Raw genomic sequence first — 24,170 nt, 5'->3', positions numbered from 1 at the left:
GCTGTTGGAGGATTTATTTAAGTTAATTATATATTCAACTAACGATGTCGAATTCATAGAGGTTTTGGAGCCAATCAGTGGTGTGGAGATAGAACCCGAAGTTATTACAAGTACAGGTATGATTGACATGTTTAGCTAAGTAGTAATTATATCTAACCCATGTGTAGTTCCGGGCATTCGATAAACTGTTTACACCGGGTTCAATTCGGTAGTAAATGCCAGTAGAATCACAACCACCTGTTGGTAACGCATCTACTGTATTTATATCCCACCACCACTGTTCTCGATTAGGATCATCCGAGTAGTAGCCGTCATCGAAATCAACTGGGTTATAGCCGGCTAGATACGCCTTTACTGCTGCAGAACCGCCTGCGACTATCGGGTGGTTGGAGGCACCATCAACTATTTCAAGAAGCGATTCAACCACCCAATTCTCATAATTTCCATCACCGTCAGGGCGAGGATCAGCGAATGACCACTGTGTATCGTCATAGTCCTGATGATGGCGAATAATGTATTCAACGCTATCCAAATAGGAATCATAGAGAGGATCATCATCAGGGTCACAAGTATTCCAGATGAGTGGATCCGGGGTACTTGAGAACCAACTATTTAGGAAATATCCCTTATACGATCCGTGGATTTCATCATACGATTCACTTGGTGCGTCAACTGGATTAACAGTATGATCAATATGAGAGTTAGTAACAAAGTGGATTTCGCACTCTTCGTGATAGTCATCAACAGAGTGATATCCTTCGCTTAGCTCATACGAACCATGATCGCCACGACTGGTCCCACTACAATTGCTTGCTGTAATTTCGCGGCTGACATCATCACAGATCTCTGATTCATCTTTTGTTGCATTCTTTTGGTCATCTGGTCCGGTCCGCGTAGGGATTCCTGAATCTGGAAGCGACTTAATGGGGTCCGTTGGCATAAAATTGATGTCAGTACTTAGGCCCGAACGGATAGCATCCGTTGTCAGACCTTCCTTTCGTGAACCGAGTGTAAATGCAACCTTCACATATCGAGGATTTGGGCGCGAGACGTATCCAGTCACACCGTGATCATAGTACTTGAATTTCACTTTAAGTGGCAAATCGTCTTTGGTGTACTGCTGATCGTTGATTGTGTAGTCGATCTCTGGACGCTCTCCAGTCTCAATCGCAACAGCATCTGTAGAACGTATTGGAATATCGTAGCCGGCGGCTTGAAGCGTTCCTTCAAAGAGCCCGTTATTAGTCCTAAGATGTGCGACCGAACTGTCGTACTCTTGGTGAGTGGCTGGATTGTACGTGACCCCGACCCATTCGGATTCATTATGATTGACTGATGCACCCGCGCTTCCGAGGAGTGAGAGCGACCCTGTACCGATGATTGATGCAGTACTTGATAGCCGCAACATTGTTCGTCTGCTTACTCCGTTTGATAGTCGTTTTCGGTTATTTCTATTGGTCATATCCCAACTCCAGTATGGTTGTAATACAAACATTTACTTAATTATTTCTACAGGGGTAACAGATGAATATCTGAATGACAAAGTGATGACTTTCGCGATCTCCTTTTATATTGCCCGTTTTAGAATCTCCCCGGATCGGTCTTTCAATCAGTTTACTCTGAGTGGGTGATTCACATCTTCTCATATAAACATCATAAGTAAGAGATATACTAATGCCAGAATAGTATTATTACTAATTATTACTCCTTTGAGAAGACAACATATCTTCTACCAAGATCAATAATAGATTGATTATTTACATCGACTTGATTTAATCCTAATATCTCCCCATTCAGTGATGAGAATTCGAAGGCGATCATCAACATTTTCGTTGCCGATACAGGTCAGTGACCAGTACGTGTCAAACGTCTCGCCCGTTGATGGCTTCCGCACAACAACATAGAAATCATCTCCATACCGACCTGTGACGACGTTCTCCCGCTCGAGTCGAACTTGCTCTCCGTCTACCGTAATCACCTCGTGAAATAGTGGGTCGCCCCCGTATTCGGGCGAAATTCTAATTTCGATTGTCAATTCTTCTGGATGACTGCTTCCAATGGATAATCCTACACTCTCACTCCGGAGGTAGGAGAGACAGCCGCCAGTTGCACTGGCAACTCCAGCGGTGCCGAGCAGTAATATTCGTCGCCGCGTACACAACATTGGTGGATAGTCGTTACTCATTAGTTATAGTCATTTGGTAGCTTGTCTTTCTACCTTGGATTGATAAGTCGTGAATATCTGTTCACGCTGCTCGGAAAAAATAGTACTAAGGCACTTATTAGACTGCTGTCGGCTGCACACATGATATAGCTAGTATAATATTTTTGGAAAATAAAGTTGCTCTCCTGAGTGCAACATGTCACCGCTGGCGGCACCAACATCCCAGTCCTCGGCTTCGGCGCCGCTCGCATGACCAGCGTCGGATGGCCGGTGAGCCGTCGAGGACGCGCTCGAGTCCCTCCGTAGCGCCGCACGAGGTACCGAGAACCTCATGCCACACATCATCGCGGCGGTGAAGACGTACGCGACGGTCGGCGANCCGTAGCGCCGCACGAGGTACCGAGAACCTCATGCCACACATCATCGCGGCGGTGAAGACGTACGCGACGGTCGGCGAGATCTGTAACGTGCTACGCGATGAGTTCGGGGAGTATCAGCCTGGGGGGACAATGTAGGACAGGCACTGCCAGTTGCCGCTGTCCGTTTCTCCGACGTTTGTTTCCACAGCACTGTCGACAGTCGCCCATCGAACAGCGGTGAGCGGAGACTCATCGCGAATCGTCTACAGGCGGAGCAGGTCGAGTGCCTCGGGGTCGTATGGAAGACTTTGTCTTCCGTGATGACGAGACGCTCCGCGTCTCGAACCACTTGACCCGAGGCGGTTCACGCGAACGGACGACTGTAGTCGTTGCCGACACAACCGCGGCCGTCCGGCGATTGCGCCGGTAAATCGTTACAGCAACCGTCTCAATCCCCGTCGGATCCGGTCGTCTCGAAGCTATCGAACTGCTCCGAGAGTTCGGACGCCTGCTCGGCGAGTTCACTGGTCCGTTCGGACACGTTCGCCATCGAACTCGTCTGTTCCTCGGCAGCGGCCGCGACGTTTTCCGCCTCGGCCGTCGTTTCCTCGCTAATGGTCGCAGTCTCATCGACCATCGAGGAGACTTCCTCGAGTGAGGCGGCCTGATCGTCGGTAGCGTTGGAGATTTCTTGAATTCCGACGTTCGTCTCGTCGGCGTACTGCGTGATCCGATCGAGTTCCTCGACTGCGGCGTCGACCTGATCGATCGCGTCGTCGATCCGATCGCTCGTCATCTCGACGGTGTCGACCGATGTCTCGGTCTGGGCCCGGATCCGCTCGAGTCGTTGCTCGATCTCGTCGGCAGCCTCTTTTGCGTCACCCGATAGCTCTTTGACTTCCTGAGCGACGACGCTGAAGCCGCGACCGGCGTTGCTACTCCCTTCGGCGCGTGCGGCCTGGACGTTCGCATTGACCGCGAGGAGGCTCGTGTCGTCCGCAATAGTCGATATCTGGCTGATCAGTTCGTCAATGTGGGCAACCTCGGTCTCCAGGTCGCGGATCTCGGAGACTGCCAGTTCGGAGCTCTCGTCGATTTCATCCATCGCAGAGGCTGCCTTCGAGGAAGCTTCTTGACCGGATTCAGCCGCGTCAGACGTCTGCTTTCCGAGATCAGCGACCTCGGCGGAAGAGGCAGCGATTTCCTCGGTCGTTGCCGACAGGTCACTTAGTTCGTTAGCGGCGGTTTGCAGTGCGTCGTGTTGCTGGGACGCGCCCGTGGAAATTTCCTGAACCGACTCGGCGACGCGCTCGCTCGCTTCACGGACTTCCTGGCTTTCGGACGTCACGTCCTGGCTCTCAGTGGCGACGGCCTCGGCAAATTCGCTCACCTCGTCGATCATGCGATCGATTTCGGCGATCATCTCGTTGTATGCGGTGCCGATCTCTTCCATCGCCTCGTTCTGGCTGTCGGGATCGACCCGTCTGGTCAGATCACCGTCCGTGGCCGCCTCCATTGCATCACGGTACGCATTCGCTTTCGTCTGGAGGTGTTCGAGGAGTTCCTCGGCCGATTGACGAGCCGCTTCGGCCTCCGTCTGTGCCTCTTCTGCGGTCTCTTTCGCTCGCTCGGCCTCTTCGGTCTTGCGCTCGGCACGCTTTCGGGCCGCTTCGGACTCCTCGATCCGATCGACCATCGACGTTCGCATGTCGTCGATCGAGTGGTAGAGCGTTCCGAGTTCATCCTGTCGGTCGGACTCGAGGACGACATCGTACTTGCCGGCTCTGATCCGTTCGGCTTGCTCCGAAAGTGTGGTGATCGATTTTGCCGTGTTCCTGCCGATAGTCCCGCCGACGAAGACGACCCCGACCAGTGCGAGACCGATGAACAGCAGGATCCCACGCTGGATGTCGCTGCTCAACTGGTAGGCGTTCTCGCTCGGTGCGTGCGTGATGACGACCCAGTCGGTTCCCTCGACGGGAGCGTACGCGACGACGTGTTCGTCCTCGAGTTCGGACTGTTTCGTCGGCTTCTCGAGGAAGTCGCTGTTTCCGTCGAGGCCGTCTCTCAGTTCGGGGACATCCCGCTGGGTCGCGTTGGGGACGTACGAACCGAGCTCGCTGTCGCTGGTGCCGGCATCGGCGTAATTCGAGAAGAGGACTTGCGTTGATCCGCCGGTTGCTCGAATGACCTCGGTAAACGTCCCCTCGATCGAACTATCGAAGTTTTCGTCGACCGCCGATGCGTCGACGGTCATCACGAGGACCCAACCCGGCTCCTGCGGGACGGGGCTCATGAACGTGATGACGGTCGACCCTTGATCGTCGGTGTACGGCTCCGAAGTAACGACATCGTCGTAGCCGCTAAACGCCGTCTGTGTGATCCACGGCTCGTCGCTGACGCTCTCGCCGACCTGCGAGTCGTCGGTGCTTGCGACGGTGACCTCGTCGATGGTGTTGACGAGACGGACCGTCTCGACACGGTCGGGAAGATGCGATTCTTGTTCTCCAACAAGATACTCCTGGACAGTGTCTGCGTCCTCGGCGAACGAGGGATGGTCCGAGATCAGCCGCGTCGGCAACTCGTTACTCTCGATCCATTCGCCCAACTGTGCGGCATCGGCTTCCACCTCAACAGTCATCCCCTCCTTAACGTCGCTGTCGAGCGTGTTTGCCGCGTCACCGTAGACGTAGACGCCCGCGATACTGATGATAACGATGATCACCAACAGTGCGAGTGTGAACTTTGCAAGGTACGACGATCGAATACGATCGACGACGCCCTCGAAACCGTTCTCACCCTCGTCGGTGTTGTTCTCGTCGCCCATAGCTCAGATCAACCCCTGATCGCTAAGAAACGAGTTCGCGACGTCCTGTGGATCTTCGCCGTCGACATCAACCCGTGCGTTCAGTTCCTGCATCGTCCCCGGGCCGCCGATTGCAGGGCCAATTCGGTTCAGTTCGTCACGGATGTCTGGCGTGCTCTTATCCGCAGCAATCACCGGAATTGGGTTATATGCAGGCCAGAAATATTCGTCATCCTCGAGCAGTTCGAGATTGTACGTAGCGAGTTGCGCGTTCGTGCTGTAAGCGATACCGAGATCGGCGGTTCCGAGTTCGACTTCGTCATAGGTCAGACCGACATTGACGACGACGACGCCGTCTGCTGCCTCCCACTCCGCAAGTGCCTCGTCGTCGAAGCCGTAATGTTCGGTCAACCCGGGCCAGCCGTCGTTTCGCTCGTAGAAGTCGTCTTCCACAGCAACCGACAGGTCGTAGTTGCCATCGTTGACGTACGCCGCGAGATCGCTGAGAGTTTCGATGTCGGTCTCATCAATCGTCTCCTGATCAGCGACGATTGCCCAGGTGTTTTCGAACGGAGCCATATCGAGTACTTCGAGGTCGTGTTCGGCCTCAGCCTCCTCTTTAACGGCTTCGTACTGCTCTTCCTGACCGATAACCGGCTCGTCGTTTTGTGGCGGGTTCGTGAGCCACAGCGTCCCGGTGTAATCCCAGTATAGGTCGATGGTGCTGTTCTCGAACGCCCCCCATGTTTCCGCGTTGTTTCCGTAGTTCGTCTCGTCGACCACGCTGGCGTCAGTGTTCGCGTCGAGCACCTCGTACGCCATGTAGCTCAAAATAATCGATTCGGTGAAGTTCTTTGACCCGACGACGATCTCGAGCGAATCGTCCCCGTCTGCGCCCGGATTCTCGACCGAGGAGCATCCCGCCAGCAACCCCGCGCCGGTGACTGCTCCCGCCGTCGAGAGTAGCGATCGGCGCGAAAATCCATCACTTTCAGATCTAGTCATGCCTCTGACCATAATTTTGCAAAGGCCACGTAAATCAATAGTGGCCAATAACGGCCGATAAGACGCCGTGAATGGTGACTTATGTGTCTTTCATTAGCATGGGTTGGCGTTAGTGACAGCAAAAATATACAGACACCCTTGGGCGGGCGACCGTTCTCGTTCGCGGGGACACAAGCCCAAGCTGACGATCACCCGTGAGTTCAAGCCGACGGAAAACGATTCATCCGGCATGGTACTGGGTCCAGATGAGTCGACGGCGACCGTCTCGTCCGGAACCGCCGAAATCCCGAAACTCGGCTTTGGCACAGCTCGAATAACCGGCGACGATTGCAAGCGCGCCGTCAAAACCGCACTCGAGTCCGGCTACCGCCACGTCGACACCGCACAGCTGTACGACAACGAGGCGGCCGTCGGCGCTGCGATTGCAGAGAGTCCCGTCGATCGCGACGACATCTTTGTCGTCACCAAGGTCCACCCCAACAACGCCGCGTCCGCGGCCGTTCACGAGACGACCCGAGCGAGTCTCGACCGGCTTGGCCTCAACGCCGTCGATCTGCTCCTGCTTCACGCACCAAGCGACGAGGCACCGCTGTCAGCAACGCTTGGTGCGATGAACGAGCTACAGGATGAGGGCGTCGTCGACCACATCGGCGTCAGCAACTTTTCGGTGGGGCAACTCGAGTCCGCCCGCGAGCATTCCGAAACCCCGATCGTGACGAATCAGGTGAAATACCACCCGTATCATCACCAGGACGAGTTGCTGGAGTACTGCGTCGACCACGACATCTGTTTGACTGCGTATAGCCCGCTCGCGGAGGGCGCAGTGCCGGGTGACGACCGGCTCGCGGCGGTTGGCGAACCCTACGGCAAGTCAGCCACGCAGGTCGCCTTGCGATGGCTGGTCCAGCAGCCGACCGTCGCGGCGATTCCGAAGTCGGCGAGTCGCAAGCACATCGCAGCCAACGCGGCTATTTTCGACTTCGAGCTCTCGGACGACGACATGGAGACGGTGACCGACGTTGGCGACGGTGTCTGGACGCAGTTGGCGGCGGTGCTCGGACTTCGCTGAGTTGTCGGTTGCGGCGAGCGCGAGCGACACGCCACGGCGAGCGTCTCGCACAATCCCATCGCTATTTGCCGTTGCCGGCCGACGACTCCGCGTATGCACTTCGAACACGCCGGCATCGCAACCGAGAACGCGCGCGAACTCGCCGAACTCTACACCGACCTCTTCGGCATCCAGAACGTCCATGAGGAGGAGTTCGACGGCATGCGAATCATCTTCCTCGACTGTGGCAACGGCTACTTCGAACTCCTCGAACCGTTCGAGGACGGCACTATCGCTCAGTATCTCGAACGAAACGGGCCGGGTATCCACCACCTCGCACTCCGGACCGACGATATCGAGGGGGCACTCGAGACGGCCCGCGAACATGACGTGCGCCTGATCGACGAAGAGCCGCGGCCGGGTGCGTGGGGGCATACGGTGGCGTTCCTGCATCCGTCGGATACGGGCGGGATTTTGCTGGAGCTCGTCGAGCACTAACGCAGTCTGGCTGTCTCGCTGTCAGCATGTGGCTGTGGGGTGCTGTCACTCCAGTAGCTCCTCCCGCAGGAACCACCACAGCAGAACGTCGTCACTCGGTGGGTAGTGCCCGAAAAAGTCGAAATACGCCGCAGTCAGCCGTATTACAGCCGGGTGACGTTGGTTGCTCGTGGGCCCTTGTCGGCCTGCTCGATGTCAAACTCGAGCTCCTGTCCCTCTTCGAGGTCCGGGCCGCCAACGTCTTCCATGTGGAAGAACACGTCGTCGTCCGCATCCTCAGTTTCGATGAATCCGTAGCCGCCTGTGTCGTTAAAGAAATCGACAGTTCCTTTCGCCATTGCTTTTCAAGAGATGCGCGTCACACAGATAAGCGTTCCGTAAGGCAGGCGAGCGAACACACCTGGCTGTGTGCGCCGACAAATCCGAAGTCGCCAGTATATCGGGCTTAGCGGCCTGGAAAACCCACTCTTTTGGATCAGTGGGCACTCGAGTCCGACTCGCACCTGTAAATTGAGATTGGGAAGTGGTATCGAACGACAGGTCGGCGGCACCATTTAACGATCGGCTACATTCTCGAAACCTACATATGGCGGAGATTTCAATATACATGAACGATGGGAAGGAAACCTCCACGCGGACTGTCCCTCCAACGGTTCGCGGCACTTGTGATGGCAGTGGTATTGATCACCTCAGGTATTGCTGGCACGGCTGTTGCCGGATCTGAGACGGGTATTGACCAGGCAGACCCGGCGGACGAAGTGTTCGTCACTGATGACGGTGACGCCGTTCTCCTCTACGAGGACGACGGTGACGACGATTTTGACGGGAGCGCCGAGTTCGGTCTCGACGCGAGCGAATCAGTCGTTTACGCCCTCATCTCCGACGACATCGAAGAAGACATCGACGCGGCGTTCTCGTTCGCTCTTGGAGAGGACGGGATCGAGTCCGATGGTTCGTTCGTCGCCGACCGTCCAGACGCGATCACGGACTTCTCGATGAACGTCGACGGCGAGCAGAGCCAGGAGACGAGCGAATTCGATGCGGACCTCGAACTCATTCTCGACACGCAGGAGTTCCCCGAAGCGGACTTCGTCCAGTCGGCAACCTCCTCCGGTGAGATGGTCTCGAGTGCAGACAAGTTCGCCATGGAAGGTGACCTCAGCGTCTCGCACATCATGCCCGACGAGGGACCCGAGACCGGTCTCGATCTGACGATCACTGAGACTGACGGCAGCTACACAGTCGACGTCAGTCAGCAGGACACCCTCGAGCCGTTCGAGGTCGATCAGTGGGAAACTGAGGCCGACGCAAAGGCAGCGCTCGAAGCCGAGTACGGCGTCATCGCGCAGGAACTCGGCGGCGACGCGACGGTCACCATCCACGACCACGAGTTCGAGGCCGACACGGCCGGCGGCGGCTACATCGACGTCGAGTACACGATCGAACTCGAGAACGTCAAAGACGGCCTCGAGCAGCTGATCGCGGACGAGCTCACGAACGATCCCGAACTCGATATCAGCCAGTCCGACGCCGAGGAGGTCGCGGCTGACATCCTCGCCGCCGAACTCGACGCGTTCGAGTTCTCCTACGTCGTCGGCGAGAACACGGTCGATGCGGAGTGGAATATCGCGTTCAGTAACTTTGAAACGACCGCAATGGCGGTCCTCGATCTCGTTGATGCTGTCGACGAGATGGACGAGGAGTTCGGTGACGAGTTCGACGACTACGCAGACATGTACGAGGCACAGATCGAAGCTGACCTCACGCAGACTTCGACCTGGGATCTCCGATACGAGGCATCTGGCGCGAACGAGGCAACGCTCGCCTTCGAGTACGCCTCTGATACGGAAAACTGGGATGCGTACACGGATGAACTCGCAGAGCGCGATATTGACTCGCCTGAGTTCGTCATCGACGCGACAGCAACGACCGACGACGACGAAATCAGCGTCGAGATGGCACTCGAGGTCACGCAGGAAGACTTCCTCGAGACTGCGATCAGCGCGATGGTACAGGACTTCCAGAACGATCCGATGATGGATGACGAGGCAGTCGCACTCGCAACGGCGTTCGAAGAGGCGGAACTCGAACTCGCGAAGTTCGACCTTGACATGGACGACGGCACGGTTACGATGGAAGCCGGTGCGACGTTCGACGACCTCAGCGCGTTCGAATCACACCTCTCCGATGCGTACCACGGCCTCACCGTCGCACACGTGTACGCCGACACCGACGACGAAGCGGCGTACGTCCACGCGACCGGAATGGTCGACGCCGATGCAAGTGAAGATGACGTGCGCGAGCACGCGATCGTCGACGACGCGACGACCGTCCACATGCCCGGTGAGTGGGACGAAGAGCACCCACGACTCGACATGGGCCAGGTGACCGAGTTCCTCGGAACCGACGCGACGGAATCCGAGACGGAATCTGATGACGACGGTCTGCCAGGCTTCGGCGCAGTCGCCGCGCTGGTCGCGATGCTGTCGGCGCTTGGACTGGCACGCTGGCACAACTAACGGCCCCTCAATTTTCGCGTTTTTTGCTGGCTGTGAGCGACGCGGCGGTGAGTTGGTATCCAAGTTGCTCGCAACTGTAACAAATGCTTATCAGAATCGTTCGAGTAGATGGCGTATGAGCCTGTTCGAGCGTCTCGGGGAGAAGGTCGAAGAATTCAAACAGGAGGCTGAAACCGCACGAGACGACACAGCGCCGTATCTGTGTCGCGACTGTGGCGAACGATTCCACCAGGCACAGAAGACGTGTCCCGCGTGTGGAAGCGACCAGCTCGCGGTGCGAAAGGACGTTGCAGCGTCTGAGGAGGACAGTGCGTCTGAAACCGAATCAGAGTCCGAAGCCGAACTCGACCCTGATCCCGACTCTGACTCTGACTCTGACTCTGAGGGAGACTCCGACCTCGAGCCCGCGTCCGACTCCAACTCTGACTCAAACCCAGCGGACACAGCACTCGAGGAGTCCGACGATCCGGCAGCACTGATTACTGAGGCTGAATCCGAGGAGGCAGAACAGACCGACGACGGAGCGCAACAGTAGGTTCCGATTTAGACCGCTTATCCGAAGTTCTCGATCAGCGCCTCGTCCGAATCGCCGCCCGCCTCTTCGATCGTCTCCGATACCAGCGTAACGAACTCCGCGAAGCCGAAGGCATAGACCTGTCCCTCGTCCAGATGCCCTTCGATTGCGGCCACCAACTCATCGTCCGCATCGTCCTCGACGATCGTGACTGGCGCGCCGTCGTCCTCGAGTACATCCAGTCGCTCGCGGTGGGCGGGCGCGTCGTCCTGATAGATGACGACGGCGTTCTGGCCGGCCGCGTGAGCGGCTTCGGCGATCGAAATAGCGGGGCCGACGCCTGGTCCGCCAGCGATGGCGACGACGTTTTGGTCGCCCTCGTAGGTGATGTTGCCGAACGGCCCATCAATGTGGATGGTTGTGCCGGAGTCGAGGTCAGCGAGCCACGGCGAGAGGTCGCCGTCGGGATCGATGCCGACGGTGATCTCGAAGGTGTCGCCGACTGACGGCGATGACAGCGTGTAGTGGCGGGCGAGTTCCTCGTCGACGCCGTCGGGTTCGGCGCGGACGAGTACGAACTGGCCGGGGAGTGCGTCGAATTCCGCTGGTGTTTCGAGCTCGAGTGCAACGGTGTCTGGCCCGACCTCACGTACCGATTCAACAGTGACTGGCGTCCCTTCCATACCGGGACGTTCGGCCGGCGGTCGAAAAGGCGTTCCGTTCCAACTCTCCACTCCCCAAACACCGACCAAACGTACAAATCTTGTGGGCTCTCGAACGGCCGGATTGTGCTTTCAGAAGCCTTTTTATTGGCTGGCAGCAAGGTTCGCCTTAACATGGCTGAGGACCTCAACTGGGCGGTCGGAGGCGAGGCTGGCGATGGCATCGACTCCACTGGGAAGATCTTCGCCCAGGCGTTATCCCGAGCCGGACGGCACGTATTCACGTCGAAAGACTTCGCGTCGCGAATCCGCGGCGGCTACACAGCCTACAAGATTCGCACGTCGGTCGACAACATCCAGAGCGTCGTCGACCGCCTCGACATTCTCGTCGCGCTCACCCAGCGTACCATCGACGAGAATCTCGACGAACTCCACGAGGGGAGTGCAATCATCTACGACGGCGAGCGCTCCTGGGAAGCCGATATTCCCGAGGAGATGTCCGCCGTCGACGTCCCCCTAAAATCGCTCGCCGAGGACGCCGGTGGCGCAATCATGCGCAACATCGTCGCACTCGGTGCTGCGTGTGCGATCACCGGCTTCGACGTCGAGTACCTGGACGAAGCACTCGAGAAGCGCTTCGGTGGGAAAGGCTCGAAGATCGTCGAGAACAACAAGGAAGCCGCCCGCCTGGGTCAGGAGTACGTCCAGGAGAACTACGATCTCGATCTCGACTATAATCTCGAAACGACAGACAACGACTACGTCCTGCTCAACGGCAACGAGGCGATCGGGATGGGGGCGATCGCTGCTGGCTGCCGATTCTACGCTGGCTATCCGATCACGCCCGCAACGTCTATTATGGAGTACCTGACGGGACGTATCGAGGAGTACGGCGGTCACGTCGTGCAAGCCGAGGACGAACTCTCGGCGATCAACATGGCACTTGGTGGGGCACGCGCTGGTGCGCGGGCGATGACGGCAACCTCCGGTGCTGGGATCGACCTGATGACCGAGACGTTCGGCCTGGTTGCGACGAGCGAGACGCCGCTCGTCATCACCGACGTCCAGCGCTCCGGTCCCTCGACCGGGATGCCGACCAAACAAGAACAGGGCGACCTCAACATGGCCCTGTACGGTGGCCACGGCGAGATTCCGCGCTTCGTCGTCACCCCGACGTCGATCGACGAGTGTTTCTGGAAGACGATCGAGGCGTTCAACCTGGCCGAGAAGTACCAGACGCCGGTCTTCCTGGTCTCCGACCTCGCGATGTCGGTCACCGAGCAGACCTTTGAGCCAGACGCGTTCGACATGGACGACGTCGAGATCGACCGTGGCAAACTCGTTGACGAAGACGAGGTCGAGGAGTGGCTCGACTCGCAGGGCCGTTTCCGCGCCCACGCAAACACCGAGGACGGTGTCAGCCCCCGTGCGATCCCCGGCATGGCCGACGGTGCACACATGTCGACCGGACTCGAGCACAACGAACTCGGTCGCCGAACCGAAGAGCAGGACGTCCGCGTCCAGCAAGTCGACAAGCGAAACCGCAAGGTCGAGACCGCAAAAGAACAGGAAGAGTGGGACTACCGCGAATTCGGCAACGAAGACGCCGACAACCTCGTCATCTCGTGGGGCTCGAACGAAGGTGCACTCGTCGAAGCACTCGACTATCTCGAGGACGACGGTGTTGACGTGCGCGTCATCTCGGTGCCGTACATCTTCCCGCGGCCCGACCTGAGTGACGAGATCGCTGCCGCCGAGGAGACGATCGTCGTCGAGTGTAATGCCACCGGACAGTTCGCCGACGTGATCGAACACGACGTGCTCGAACGCGTCAAGCGTATCAACAAGTACACGGGCGTTCGCTTCAAGGCGGACGAACTCGCCGAGGAAATCACCGAAAAACTCTCCCAGGAGGTACCAGCACAATGAGCTCCCAATCCGACGTTCGATTCACTGACTTCAAGTCCGACAAGCAGCCAACCTGGTGTCCCGGATGCGGTGACTTCGGGACGATGAACGGCATGATGAAAGCCCTCGCCGAGACCGGCAACGACCCCGACAACACGTTCGTGGTCGCCGGGATCGGCTGTTCCGGCAAGATCGGGACCTACATGCACAGCTACGCGCTGCACGGGGTCCACGGCCGCGCACTGCCGGTCGCGACCGGTGTCAAGATGGCGCGCCCGGACATCGAAGTGATGGCCGCCGGCGGTGACGGTGACGGCTACTCGATCGGTGCCGGTCACTTCGTCCACGCCGTTCGCCGGAACGTCGACATGTCCTACGTCGTCATGGACAACCGCATCTACGGCCTGACGAAAGGCCAGGCCTCCCCGACCTCGCGCTCTGACTTCGAGACCTCGACGACACCAGAGGGGCCACAGCAGCCGCCGGTCAATCCGCTCGCGCTCGCACTCGCCTCGGGTGCGACCTTCATCGCGCAGTCGTTTGCCTCGGACGCGCTGCGCCACCAGGAGATCATCCAGGAGGCCATCGAGCACGACGGGTTCGGCTTCGTCAACGTCTTCAGCCCGTGTGTCACGTTCAACGACGTCGACACCTACGACTACTTCCGCGACTCGCTGGTCGACCTGCAGGAAGACGAAGACCACGACCGCCACGACTACGAGGACGCCAAGGAGGTCATCCTCGACGGCGACAAGGAGTACCAGGGCGTCATGTACCAGAACGAAAACTCGGTGCCGTACCACGAGCAGCACGGCGTCACCGAGAACATGTCCGAGATTCCGGACGGCGCTCCCGAGGACGCGATGGATCTCGTCCGCGAGTTCTACTAACGGCGACTGCGGTCATCCGCCATTCGCCCCGGCGGTCAGCGGTTATTCGAAGTGGATTAACGGTTTGATTATAGCGTCCTTTTTTCGTCCATCAGTTGAAACGCCTCTTCGATCTCGTCGAACTCGAACTCGTGTGTCGTCATTTTCGTTGGATCAACGCGGTCGTTTGCCAGGAGCCGCAGGAGCCGCTTGATACGCAATCGCCCTCCCGGGCAAAGATCGGTCACGATATCGATTTCGGCCATCCCAACTCCCCACTCTTCACGTGGAATATGCCGATACTCACCGTCACCATGGTAGCCGACGTTAGAGACAGTTCCACCTGGTTTTACCACTTTGATCGCATCCTGTAACGTTTGGTCGCTGCCAAGTGCTTCAATAGCGGCATCGACGCCCACACCATCAGTTAGCTCCATGCTCTCTTCTACCGCATCTGTGTCTCCGAAATCAACGACGTGGTCGGCACCGTACTCTCGAGCGAGTTCTTGTCGTTTTGGAACGGTCTCGACGGCGATAATCGTTCCTGCTCCCTGTAGTGACGCCCCTTTCGTTGCCATCAACCCAACCGGCCCCTGCGCGAATACCGCGACTGTCCCACCGATTGGAATGGCTGCGTTTTCCGCCGCTGCAAATCCAGTAGACATCATATCCGTTGTGTACAACGCCTCGTGAGCGCTCACCGCACCAGGGATGTGTGCAAGGTTTCCATCGGCGTCGGTCACGTGGACGTACTCCGCGAACGTCCCGTCCTTTACATTTGCAAACTGCCACCCGCCCAACGCGCTTTTCGATTGGGAGGGGTGGCCGTCTTGTGCCGCTTCGGAACTCCAATCCGGTGTAATCGCACCGACAGCCACGCGGTCTCCCGGCTCAAAATCAGTGACTGCTTCGCCGACCGTATCAACGACGCCGACGACTTCGTGCCCAAGGGTGAGATTTTCTCGATCCCCGATCGCACCGTGGACCGTGTGGCAGTCTGACGTACAGATGAGGCCCTTCGTGGGTTGAGGATCGCGTCACTGGGCCCGTACTCGGGACGATCTTTTTCGGTTAGCCCAGTTTCTCCGATCCCGTCCATTACGAACGCTTTCATTGACATGCACCACTGAGCACGGCGAATAACATGATCACACTTTCACAGGAAACTCTGTAATTCGCCTCATCTGGCCATGACTCTCGTGCTTGCTGTTGGTGCCATACTGTCGAGAGCGTATGGTATACCGTGTAAAACCCTGCACGTAGTAGATGAATAAAATAGCGTACAACATCTAGCGGGTGAACACAGCAGTTGTGAAGAGTAACCTACGATTTCGCCCCCATAATTAACAGCAATGGCGTGCAAATGAATGACATAGGGTGACAGAATCATGGAAAAGAACGTCGGCGGTATCGATCGTCAAGGACGGCTTATCATCGGTGTTATTCTAGCTATCGCTGGCATAGCCGCTCTCGGTGGATTCTGGGCTGTTGGTGCCGTTACCGGCGCTGTGGCACTCGTCCTTGGAATCATCCTCCTCGTGACAGGAACGACACGAAAGTGTCCTATCAACGAGATGGTTGGGATGGATACCTCTGAGCAAGTGGAGGAGAGGGAGTAAGCTACCGCTTTGATCGCCTTTCCTATCGATAGTTGATCTATCGCGAACTGTATTCCGCACTCTGCTACAGACAGCGATAACGCGAACAACTCAGACCGGATGTTCGACCGACTCGAGTAGCTCCTCGATATTCGCGGATTCCTCGGCCAGCATTTCGGGGTGCGTTCCGAGTAAGACGAGCAGGTCGTCCTCGTGGACGAGCGAGGTCAGCGTCAGTTCGATATCGATTTCTTCGCCGTCGAACGTCGACTGGCCAACGAACGTGTCCACGTCGTGGCCGTCGCCGAGAATGTTCAGGCCGAACGACTCCGTGTGCTCGATATCCTCGATCTGGCCCGCCTCGCTGTCGACCTCCTCGAGCAGGCGCTCGACCAGTTCGTTGTTGCCCAGATCCTCAAGCGGGTTGAACGACCGACCGAGAATTTCGACCGCCGGCATCGAGAGCGCCGTAAACAGCGCGGCTTCCTCAGTGCCGATCGGAGCGAGTTCGACGTCTTTCACGTACGTCGACTGCCAGAAGCCAGCCTTGATCTCGCGCTCGATACCCGCGCCGACATCGACGGACTCCTCGAGTGACTGCTCCTCGACGGACTCCTCGGCGTAGCCGGTCTGCTTGAGCGCGTCGTCGTGCGGGGCGACTCTGTCGGCGCTGAACTCGAGTGGGCCGTTGCCGAGCGCGAAGTCGAGACAGCCGGCGGTCAGTGCAAGCGAGGCGGTGGCACCGGCGGCGAGTAGCGAACGCCGTGAGGTGGTACTTGTTGACGATTCCGTTCGTACTGACGTCGCTGTCATGTCATGAGCGCGCGTAGAATCGCGAACCACGTCCTCACTGGAGGTGTGACTGTCACGATTCGGTGACGAATCAGCCATCATCACAGTGTTCGAAACCAACACCATAATCGTTGTGGTCCGGTCTACGGGCCTGACTCACCGTTCAGTCCGTATTTCGAATAGTTAAGTAGAATGTCTGGTGGAAGCCGGTGCTGGCTCTGGTCGGAAGACGGCCATCGTGTGTGAGTGAGAGACACATCAAGAGTTATCGGGATTGCCCGCACCCATGTAGGTATGACCGAGTTTGCAACCCGGGTCGAGGACGTGTCAATAAGTGGCATCCGCGAAGTGTTCGAGGCCGCGGGCGAGGACGCGATCAACCTCGGCATCGGCCAGCCGGACTTCCCGACGCCGGGCCACGCCCGCCGGGCGGCGATCGAGGCCATTGAATCCGGGCAGGTGGACGCCTACACGTCGAACAAGGGCATCCATCAGCTTCGGGAAGCCATCGCGGTGAAGTACGACCGTGACTATGGGATCGAGGTCAACCCTGAGCATACCATAGCGACCTCGGGCGGCAGCGAGGCGCTCCACCTCGCACTCGAGGCCCACGTCGACCCAGGCCAGGAGGTTATCTTCCCCGATCCCGGCTTCGTCTCCTACGACGCGCTGACGCGGTTCGCCGGCGGCACGCCGAAACCACTCTCGCTGCGCGAGGATCTCACCCTCGATCCGGCGGCCGTCGAGGAGGCCATCACCGACGAGACAGCGGCGTTCATCGTCAACAGCCCGTCGAACCCAACGGGAGCCGTCCAGAGCGAAGCCGACATGCGCGAGTTCGCGCGGATCGCCGACGAACACGACGTGCTCTGTATTTCCGATGAGGTCTACGAACACATCGTCTTCGAGGGCGAGCACCACTCGCCGCTGCAGTTCGCCGAGACGGACAACGTGATCGTCGTCAGCGCCTGCTCGAAGACGTACTCGATGACTGGCTGGCGACTCGGCTGGCTCGTCGGGTCCGGTGACCGGATCGAGCGCATGGTTCGAGTCCACCAGTACGCCCAGGCCTGTGCCTCCGCTCCGGCGCAGTTCGCCGCTGAGGCGGCGCTGACAGGGCCGCAGGACCCAGTGGATGAGATGGTCGCCGCGTTCGAGGAACGCCGTGACGTCGTCGTCGACGGCCTCGTGGACGCCGGTCTCGAGGTCTCGACGCCGTCGGGTGCGTTCTACGCCATGCCGAAGGTTCCCGAGGGCTGGTGTGAGGAAGTGCTCGAGCGCGGCGTCGTCATCGTCCCCGGCGACGCCTTCGGCGCGAACGGCGCGGGGTACGCCCGTCTCTCCTATGCAACCAACATGGAGGACCTGAAGGACGCACTCGAGATCATGGACGACGCGACGACCGCGGTTCAGTAGCGACACGCTGGCTGGCGTTCGGTTCGGTCCACTTTTCGAGAGTATATAAGCAATCCAACTGTGCAGTACGAACGGCCATCGACGGCTGGCCCGTACGTGCTACTGATGGCGACCGATACTGGCAGCCACTCGAGTAGTGCAGAATCCAAATGGGCCGTCCGCGTGCCGACGGCGGGGCTCGACGAGCGACTGTGGCTCGTTCTCGGTGCGAGCGCACTCGTCGTCGTGTGCACGTCGATGCTGATCGCGACCGCGCTTGCGCTGGGTGTGTCAGGTGGGCCGGCCGCCGAACCGGCCCCGGGTCTGATCTACGGTGCGAGTGCGATTGGCTTGCTTGCGGGAGTGGGCCTTTGCTGGTGGCGGTTCGACGAGGCCGAACGGCGGGCGGCGTTCCCGCTCTCGCGACCCAGTCGGACCGAACTCGGCTGGACGCTTGCCTTCCTTCCGCTCGGCATCGGTGGCTTTCTCGCAGGCGAGCAGGTCGCGGCACTGCTTGGCTTCGATCTCCCCGCCTTCTACGCGTACGATCTGACCGATCCCACGACCGCGCTGGGTGTCGTCCTCGGTGCCCTTCTCGTCGCACCGCTGGCTGAAGAACTGCTCTTTCGGGGCGCGCTCGTCGGCGCGGTACTCGAGTCCCGCCGCTCCGTCGTGCTCGCTGGGGCAGTGTCGGTCGCTCTCTTCGCGGGCTATCACGTGTTTGCACTGGGCATCGCGGGCGTCTTCGCCATCGCGGGCTGGGCGATCTTCCCGACGATTCTCCGCTTCCGGTTCGACAACCTCGCGGGGGCGTGGCTGTTGCACCTGCTCAATAACCTGTACGCCTACATCCTGATTTCCGTGCTCGCGGTCTGATGGGGCTGCTGATGGCGTCTCGTCTGTTGTCTCCCTGCTATCGGCCGCTTGCCGGAGCTACGACAGCACCGACCGCATCACCGCTCGTTCCGCCCGCCGAAGCAGATCCGAGGCCGTGCTCTCAGTACAGTCGAGTGCCGCCGCGATATCGGCGAGACTCCCCTCGCGCGGAATCTCGTAGTAGCCACAGTCGACGGCCTGGCGGAGCGCCCGGTGCTGTCTGGCGGTCAGTTGGTCCGTGACCCGTGGTCCATGGCCGTGGTAGTCTCCGATCTCCTCGATTTCGACGCTCACTGTCGCTGAGAGATCGTCGACGACCTCGCGCAGCACCTCGAACTCGCCGAGCAGCGTCAGCCGGACGACGCCGTCCTCGACGACGACCGGCGGCACGTGGATGAAGTCGTGGCCGAAGAAGGCGGCCCACCACGACTGCTCGGCGTCGGGCGACTCCTCCTGGACGTACGCGTAGAACCGCTCGTCGTCGACCGGTTTGAGTTCGTAGCCAACAATTTCCGGGGCCGACTCGAGTGCCGCCTCGTACACAGTCCGGTCGCCGACGACGAACAGGAGCTGGTTGAGCACGTCGTTCCAGCTCATTCGCCAGTTGAGCAGTTCCTCGCGGACAATGGCGTCTTCGCCGGCGATCCGCGCGTCAAACGAGCGGGCGTCTGTGGGAGTCGTTTCGTCGTCACTGGCTTCGCTTTCGTTGTCGCCTTCAACAGCACTCTCCTCGCCCCAGTCGTCTCCCTCGACGGTCACCTCGACGAATCGCATCTCCTCTGATTGCGCGTGCGTGCCGAATAAAACTCCGGGTCACTCCTGTCCGATGTCAGCCCTGGCGCTCCAGAAACGCCTCGAGTTCCGGGCGAACCGTCTCGGGCGAGTCGTACTCGAGTACCCGGACGCTGTCGTTGCCCCGGATCATGGCCGAGAGCTCGTGAGGCGAGTCCGGGCGGTAGAGACAACAGACCGGTTTCTCGAAGGCCACGGCGCGACCGAGTTCGTAGCCGACGCCGAGACTGGGAGTGGTGACTTCGGCGACCACGACATCGGTCTGGCGCAGCCATGCCAGGTCCTGTTCGTAAATGTCGGTGTCGGTGAGGTTCGCAGCAGCTTCGTTCGCTTCGATGCCATCGGTCCCGACGTGTTCGGTGAGGACGGTGCCGTGGGACTCCAGCAGTGCGATGAGCTCACGATAGAGGGCGGCGTCGTCGCGGCCGCCGCGGATGGAGCCGGCGAAGTAGATGTCCATGGCGGCGTGGTTCCGACCAGTGGGCAATCAACGTTCGGGTTGGGGTTGGGCCGTCGCCGCGACTGGCGAGCCCGGAAGTCGTCGCCCTATAGTAACAACTGCAACTACAGTGCGCCAGTGACGGCCTCCATCGTCGTCACCTTGTCCTCCTCGGAAACGCCCCTGGCGAAGCCGACGCGGACCGCGTCGACGCCGTCGATGTCGGCGTACGTTTCGACCCACTCGCGGACCTCCGCGGGGGTGCCGGCCGGCGCGAGGTCGTCGAGCACGTCCTCTGGGAGTGCTGCCGCCATCGCGTCCGTGTCACGGTCTTCCCAGGCGGCTCGGATCTCGCTTACGACATCCTCGTAGCCCTGTTCTGCAACGGAATCGCCGTAGTAGGGGCCGTAGGCCCCGAGCATGAACGCCGTTGTGCTGCGGGCGAGTTCGCGTGCTCGCTCGCGATCCTCGGATGCGACCCCGCGGACGATCGGTGCAACACGCAGATCGTCGAGGCTCTTATCCGCGAGTTCCGCGCCGCGCTCTAGGTCCTCGAGACGGTCACGCAGGCCGTCCGCGGTGAACAGCTGTGGTGCCCAACCGTCGCCAAAGCGGCCGGCCATCTCGGTTGCCTTCGGGCCGAGGGTAGCGACGTCGATCGCCGGTGGCGTGTCGGGGACGGCGCGCTCGTAATCGAGTCCGGGAATGTCGAAGATATCCCCCTCGTAGGCGGGCGAGCCGGTCTCGAAGACGGTGCGAATGATCTCGATAGTCTCGCGGGTGCGACGTAGCGGGCGGTCAAACTCGGCCCCATGCCAGCGCTCGGTGATTGCGGGCGAGCTCGAGCCGATCCCGAGGCGGAAGCGCCCGTCGGAGACATCGTGCAGCGTGAGCGCCGTCTGGGCGAGAATCGCGGGCGAACGCCCGTACGGCGAGACCACGTCGTTCGAAAGACCGAGGTCGTCTGTCCGGTCCGCTGCGAGTGTCAGCGGCGGCACAATGTTCCAGCCCGTCGTCTCGCCCGTCGTGATCCGGTCAAAGCCGAGTTCTTCAGCCTGGGCGGCGCGGTCGGCCACGTCCTGCGGACGCTCATAGTCATTGAGCCCGATCAGGAGGTCGAGTTCGGCGTTCATGGTCTCACTCTCGGTCACGGTGCTTTCCTCCGTCCTCGTCGGTCGCGTCAGTCGGTTCGTGTGACACAAGTCGTCCCATCACCACCTACCGCGTGACCGACTGGCATAAAATTCAGCGTTCCCGACAGGGTCGTCGCAGCCCTCCGTGAGCGCCACCGCGCGGAGAAACGTTGATACGGATTGTCGCTAATGCGAGCGTATGACACACGAGTGCTCGTTTCTCGCGGACCTCCCACTGGACGACGACCAGGTTTCGTTCGCGACGGGCCGACGGGAGGCCCACGCGGCCGACTGGGGTGCACAGCAGACCGGCGAGGGCGTGGTCCCGGACGCGGTCGTCTGGGCAGAGGAGACCGAGGATGTGGCCACCGTACTCGAGTCGGCCACCGAACACGGCGTCCCCGTCACACCATACGCGGCGGGGACGGGACTCGAGGGCAACGCCGTGCCAGCCGAGGGCGGTATCAGCCTTGATCTGACGCGAATGGACGATGTAGTTGACTACCGACCGGATGACTTCCAGATCGATGTTGGGCCGGGAATCATCGGTGACGACGTCGACGAGTACGTCGCGGGTGACGGCCTCTGGTTTCCGCCGCTGCCCTCCTCGGGTGACATCTCGACAATCGGCGGTATGATCGCGACCGACGCGAGCGGCATGCAGACCGTCAAGTACGGTGAGGTGGCCGACTGGGTGCTCGCACTCGAGGCCGTCCTCGCCGACGGCACCGTGATCCGGACCGGCTCGCGGGCGAGCAAGACCTCGAGCGGTTACAACCTCACCGACCTGCTCGTCGGCAGCGAGGGTACCCTCGCCGTCATCACCGAGGCGACACTCGAGTTGGCCGGCCGGCCACAGCAGATTCGCGGCGGGCGAGCGATCTTCGAGACACTCGACGATGCGGCCGAGGCCATCTTCGACGCGATTCGGACGGACGTCGACGTGGCGCGGATCGAACTCGTCGACGAGTTGAGCGCCCACATGGCAAACGAGTACCTCGGCTCGGAGTTACCCGACGCACCGATGGTCTTTCTAGAATTCCACGCGAATCACGGCATCGAGGAGGAGATCGGTCTCTGTCAAATGATCTTCGAGGACCACGACGTGGTGCAGTTCGAGCTGAGTTCAGACGACGCGGAGATGGCGGAACTCTGGGAGGTACGCCGGGAACTGGCCTACGCGGAGGCGAATTACGATCCGGAACTGACGCCGATCCATCCAGGTGACGTGACGGTGCCGATCAGTTCCTATCCCGAAATCGTCCGTGAGGCCAAGCGAATCGCGGGCGAGACCGACCTCCTGATTCCGTGCTTCGGCCACGCAGGTGATGGGAATCTCCACTATACGGTCCTCGTCGACCCCGAGGACCCCGAGTTCGTCGAGCGCGGTGAGCAGGCCTATCGGGAACTCGTGGAACTCGCGCTGGACATGGGCGGCACGGCGACCGGCGAGCACGGTATCGGTCAGGGCAAGCAGGCATATCTTGTGCCCGAGCACGGGGCCGGTGCGGTAGACGCAATGGGTCGAGTCAAGCGCGCACTTGATCCGACGGGGACGCTGAACCCGGGGAAGATTTTCCCGGCGGATGGCAGGGAGTAGTAGCCACTGAAAGACACTGTACATTTGATCGCACGATAGTCGTTCAATCGGCGTGTCACTCGTTTCCGGTGTCGACACCAGCGAGGACGAACTGACCATCGAGTACCGAACGGATGGTGACCTCTTGAATCGAGACAGTGCCTCGGTCGGCACTGACTCAACGTTCTACAGAGAAAGCTCTCTTGAATTACTTGTCCCCGAGGGTGAAGCCGTCGAAATTTTCACTAATTACCAGATGACGAATCGTCTGAGACGGACTGCGCACACCAATTCCGTCGCAACTGTATCCCAAATAGACGGTTGTTCCGGAAGCTCGTTACAGCACCTCATCTGAACCGAGAAAGAAACGACCAGTTAGGCTGGGGGATCGAAGAACGCGGTCCACCAGACGTCTGGCGGGCTCACTGGTGTCTCCAGAATCTCGGGCATCATGTTGGGGTCGAACGCGCCGTGGGGTGCCACCGCCACGTGTACCTCCGCTTCAAGGGGCCGCTCGAGGGATACACCGATCGGGTCACCGTTCTCGAACACCTCGGTTTCGGTTGTGACGACCCCGTTCATGGTGAGTTGGTCGCCGGTCGGAATAGCGCCGTCAACGCCGAACCCGCCGCCGCCAGCGGGCTCACCCAGGTCATCGCCGCCGCATTCGCCCACACCCCCTTCACACTCTTCGGGTTCGTTGAACGTGAGCACCCATAGCGTGAAGGCCTCAAGCTCTCCGGGTTCGTCGGTCCACCACTCACCTTCCCGTTCCGGGGGCTCGCTTGCGTACGTGTACTCACCGGGCACTGGGGTCGGCATGGTAAGTTCGGTCACGAGCGCGTCATCCGTGCGGTAAAGCGCTGCGCCGTCTTCAGCCACGACCTCACGATCTGGATCCTGGCCCAAGACATCGGCGGTCTGAGTAATGATCTCTTCGGACACTTCGTTTTCCTCTTTTCGCGTATCGGTTGCAGTCCCGTGGTCGTCGGCGGTTGCAGCTCCACTCAGCGCGACCACACCTGTACCAGCCGCCCCCGTTTTTAAGACTGTTCTCCGTGACACGCCGTCGACTGATGTCAGTTCATCGTTCATCGCGCACCCCCCTACCATAGATTTCTCTAAATGAGTGTGTCATAGAAAGCGTCACGTACGAAGCAGCAGGGTGCGCGAAGTGTGTCCAACACAAGCGCAACCCTGCAAGACGTAGCTTC

20 protein-coding genes and 2 pseudogenes are annotated in these 24,170 nt (G+C 59.5%); 11 read left to right on the top strand and 11 right to left on the bottom strand.

Annotated elements, in window-relative coordinates; translation table 11 throughout:
- Nucleotides 1-34: 34 nt before the first annotated feature.
- Entirely contained in the window at nucleotides 35-1,462 is a 1,428-nt protein-coding gene (locus C482_RS21100; protein ID WP_152421983.1) for a hypothetical protein, read from the bottom strand.
- A gap of 1,076 nt (nucleotides 1,463-2,538) precedes the next feature.
- Between C482_RS21100 and C482_RS20345 the strand changes: the two are divergent.
- Nucleotides 2,539-2,679: pseudogene (locus C482_RS20345) on the top strand (methylmalonyl-CoA mutase family protein); the annotation flags it as partial.
- 292 nt (nucleotides 2,680-2,971) lie between these two features.
- On the opposite strand, the gene C482_RS07520 reads toward C482_RS20345, so the two are convergent.
- Together C482_RS07520 and C482_RS07515 are read right to left on the bottom strand one after the other, a co-directional pair.
- On the bottom strand, nucleotides 2,972-5,350 hold the full coding sequence (locus tag C482_RS07520) for a methyl-accepting chemotaxis protein (protein ID WP_006166930.1): 2,379 nt from the start codon (nucleotides 5,348-5,350) through the stop codon (nucleotides 2,972-2,974).
- Between the two features lie 3 nt (nucleotides 5,351-5,353).
- Nucleotides 5,354-6,334 carry an ABC transporter substrate-binding protein gene (locus C482_RS07515; RefSeq protein WP_049896557.1) on the bottom strand — a complete coding sequence of 327 codons (981 nt, stop codon included), beginning with the start codon at nucleotides 6,332-6,334 and terminating at the stop codon, nucleotides 5,354-5,356.
- A 229-nt stretch (nucleotides 6,335-6,563) separates the two neighbouring features.
- On the opposite strand from C482_RS07515, the gene C482_RS07510 reads away from it, so the two are divergent.
- Nucleotides 6,564-7,403, top strand: a complete 840-nt coding sequence (locus C482_RS07510; RefSeq protein ID WP_006166928.1) for an aldo/keto reductase — start codon at nucleotides 6,564-6,566, stop codon at nucleotides 7,401-7,403.
- A gap of 93 nt (nucleotides 7,404-7,496) precedes the next feature.
- On the top strand, nucleotides 7,497-7,880 hold the full coding sequence (gene mce / locus C482_RS07505) for a methylmalonyl-CoA epimerase (protein WP_006166927.1): 384 nt from the start codon (nucleotides 7,497-7,499) through the stop codon (nucleotides 7,878-7,880).
- A gap of 143 nt (nucleotides 7,881-8,023) precedes the next feature.
- On the opposite strand, the gene C482_RS07500 is transcribed toward mce, so the two are convergent.
- Nucleotides 8,024-8,218, bottom strand: coding sequence for a cold-shock protein (locus tag C482_RS07500; RefSeq protein ID WP_004214151.1), 195 nt, complete (start codon nucleotides 8,216-8,218; stop codon nucleotides 8,024-8,026).
- Between the two features lie 276 nt (nucleotides 8,219-8,494).
- Here C482_RS07500 and C482_RS07495 point away from each other — a divergent pair, with 276 nt between their 5' ends.
- Nucleotides 8,495-10,399, top strand: coding sequence for a PGF-CTERM sorting domain-containing protein (locus C482_RS07495; RefSeq protein ID WP_241431899.1), 1,905 nt, complete (start codon nucleotides 8,495-8,497; stop codon nucleotides 10,397-10,399).
- A 115-nt stretch (nucleotides 10,400-10,514) separates the two neighbouring features.
- Nucleotides 10,515-10,934 (top strand): FmdB family zinc ribbon protein, encoded by a 420-nt coding sequence (locus C482_RS07490; RefSeq protein WP_006166925.1) that lies wholly within the window; start codon nucleotides 10,515-10,517, stop codon nucleotides 10,932-10,934.
- Nucleotides 10,935-10,951: 17 nt separating this feature from the next.
- On the opposite strand, the gene C482_RS07485 is transcribed toward C482_RS07490, so the two are convergent.
- The gene (locus C482_RS07485) at nucleotides 10,952-11,596 is read right to left on the bottom strand and encodes a ferredoxin--NADP reductase (RefSeq protein WP_006166924.1); all 645 of its coding nucleotides are present in this window, start codon (nucleotides 11,594-11,596) and stop codon (nucleotides 10,952-10,954) included.
- A 153-nt stretch (nucleotides 11,597-11,749) separates the two neighbouring features.
- Between C482_RS07485 and C482_RS07480 the strand changes: the two genes are divergently transcribed.
- Both C482_RS07480 and C482_RS07475 read left to right on the top strand, forming a co-directional pair.
- On the top strand, nucleotides 11,750-13,504 hold the full coding sequence (locus C482_RS07480) for a 2-oxoacid:acceptor oxidoreductase subunit alpha (RefSeq protein WP_006166923.1): 1,755 nt from the start codon (nucleotides 11,750-11,752) through the stop codon (nucleotides 13,502-13,504).
- Complete coding sequence (locus tag C482_RS07475; protein ID WP_006166922.1) at nucleotides 13,501-14,373, top strand: 2-oxoacid:ferredoxin oxidoreductase subunit beta; 873 nt, start codon at nucleotides 13,501-13,503, stop codon at nucleotides 14,371-14,373. The genes C482_RS07480 and C482_RS07475 overlap by 4 nt, the downstream gene beginning before the upstream one ends.
- 42 nt (nucleotides 14,374-14,415) lie before the next feature.
- Here the strand turns inward: C482_RS07475 and C482_RS07470 are convergent.
- A pseudogene (locus tag C482_RS07470) lies at nucleotides 14,416-15,466 on the bottom strand (NAD(P)-dependent alcohol dehydrogenase).
- 274 nt (nucleotides 15,467-15,740) lie between these two features.
- Here C482_RS07470 and C482_RS07465 point away from each other — a divergent pair.
- Entirely contained in the window at nucleotides 15,741-15,971 is a 231-nt protein-coding gene (locus tag C482_RS07465; protein ID WP_006166920.1) for a YgaP family membrane protein, read from the top strand.
- A gap of 90 nt (nucleotides 15,972-16,061) precedes the next feature.
- Here C482_RS07465 and C482_RS07460 read toward each other — a convergent pair whose 3' ends face one another.
- Nucleotides 16,062-16,763, bottom strand: a complete 702-nt coding sequence (locus C482_RS07460) for a DUF6517 family protein (RefSeq protein ID WP_193787743.1) — start codon at nucleotides 16,761-16,763, stop codon at nucleotides 16,062-16,064.
- 273 nt (nucleotides 16,764-17,036) lie between these two features.
- Here C482_RS07460 and C482_RS07455 point away from each other — a divergent pair, with 273 nt between their 5' ends.
- Both C482_RS07455 and C482_RS07450 read left to right on the top strand, forming a co-directional pair.
- Nucleotides 17,037-18,158, top strand: a complete 1,122-nt coding sequence (locus C482_RS07455) for a pyridoxal phosphate-dependent aminotransferase (protein WP_006166918.1) — start codon at nucleotides 17,037-17,039, stop codon at nucleotides 18,156-18,158.
- A gap of 105 nt (nucleotides 18,159-18,263) precedes the next feature.
- The gene (locus tag C482_RS07450; protein ID WP_241431898.1) at nucleotides 18,264-19,013 is read left to right on the top strand and encodes a CPBP family intramembrane glutamic endopeptidase; all 750 of its coding nucleotides are present in this window, start codon (nucleotides 18,264-18,266) and stop codon (nucleotides 19,011-19,013) included.
- A 57-nt stretch (nucleotides 19,014-19,070) separates the two neighbouring features.
- On the opposite strand, the gene C482_RS07445 is transcribed toward C482_RS07450, so the two are convergent.
- The 3 genes from C482_RS07445 to C482_RS07435 all read right to left on the bottom strand — a co-directional run bounded on the left by C482_RS07445 (nucleotide 19,071) and on the right by C482_RS07435 (nucleotide 21,377).
- A complete protein-coding gene (locus C482_RS07445) occupies nucleotides 19,071-19,787 on the bottom strand; it encodes a helix-turn-helix domain-containing protein (protein WP_006166916.1) in 717 nt (238 codons plus the stop codon).
- A 55-nt stretch (nucleotides 19,788-19,842) separates the two neighbouring features.
- A complete protein-coding gene (locus C482_RS07440; RefSeq protein WP_006166915.1) occupies nucleotides 19,843-20,265 on the bottom strand; it encodes a nucleoside 2-deoxyribosyltransferase in 423 nt (140 codons plus the stop codon).
- A 104-nt stretch (nucleotides 20,266-20,369) separates the two neighbouring features.
- A complete protein-coding gene (locus tag C482_RS07435) occupies nucleotides 20,370-21,377 on the bottom strand; it encodes a TIGR04024 family LLM class F420-dependent oxidoreductase (protein ID WP_049896566.1) in 1,008 nt (335 codons plus the stop codon).
- A gap of 199 nt (nucleotides 21,378-21,576) precedes the next feature.
- Between C482_RS07435 and C482_RS07430 the strand changes: the two genes are divergently transcribed.
- Nucleotides 21,577-22,977, top strand: coding sequence for an FAD-binding oxidoreductase (locus C482_RS07430; RefSeq protein ID WP_006166913.1), 1,401 nt, complete (start codon nucleotides 21,577-21,579; stop codon nucleotides 22,975-22,977).
- Nucleotides 22,978-23,331: 354 nt separating this feature from the next.
- Here the strand turns inward: C482_RS07430 and C482_RS07420 are convergent, their stop codons facing one another.
- Complete coding sequence (locus C482_RS07420; RefSeq protein ID WP_049896555.1) at nucleotides 23,332-23,976, bottom strand: hypothetical protein; 645 nt, start codon at nucleotides 23,974-23,976, stop codon at nucleotides 23,332-23,334.
- Nucleotides 23,977-24,170 lie beyond the last annotated feature (194 nt).

Source organism: Natrialba chahannaoensis JCM 10990 (assembly GCF_000337135.1).
Classification (GTDB): Archaea; Halobacteriota; Halobacteria; order Halobacteriales; family Natrialbaceae; genus Natrialba; species Natrialba chahannaoensis.
Note: the sequence above shows the minus strand (reverse complement) of the source record. Positions and strands in the feature narration are given on the sequence as shown.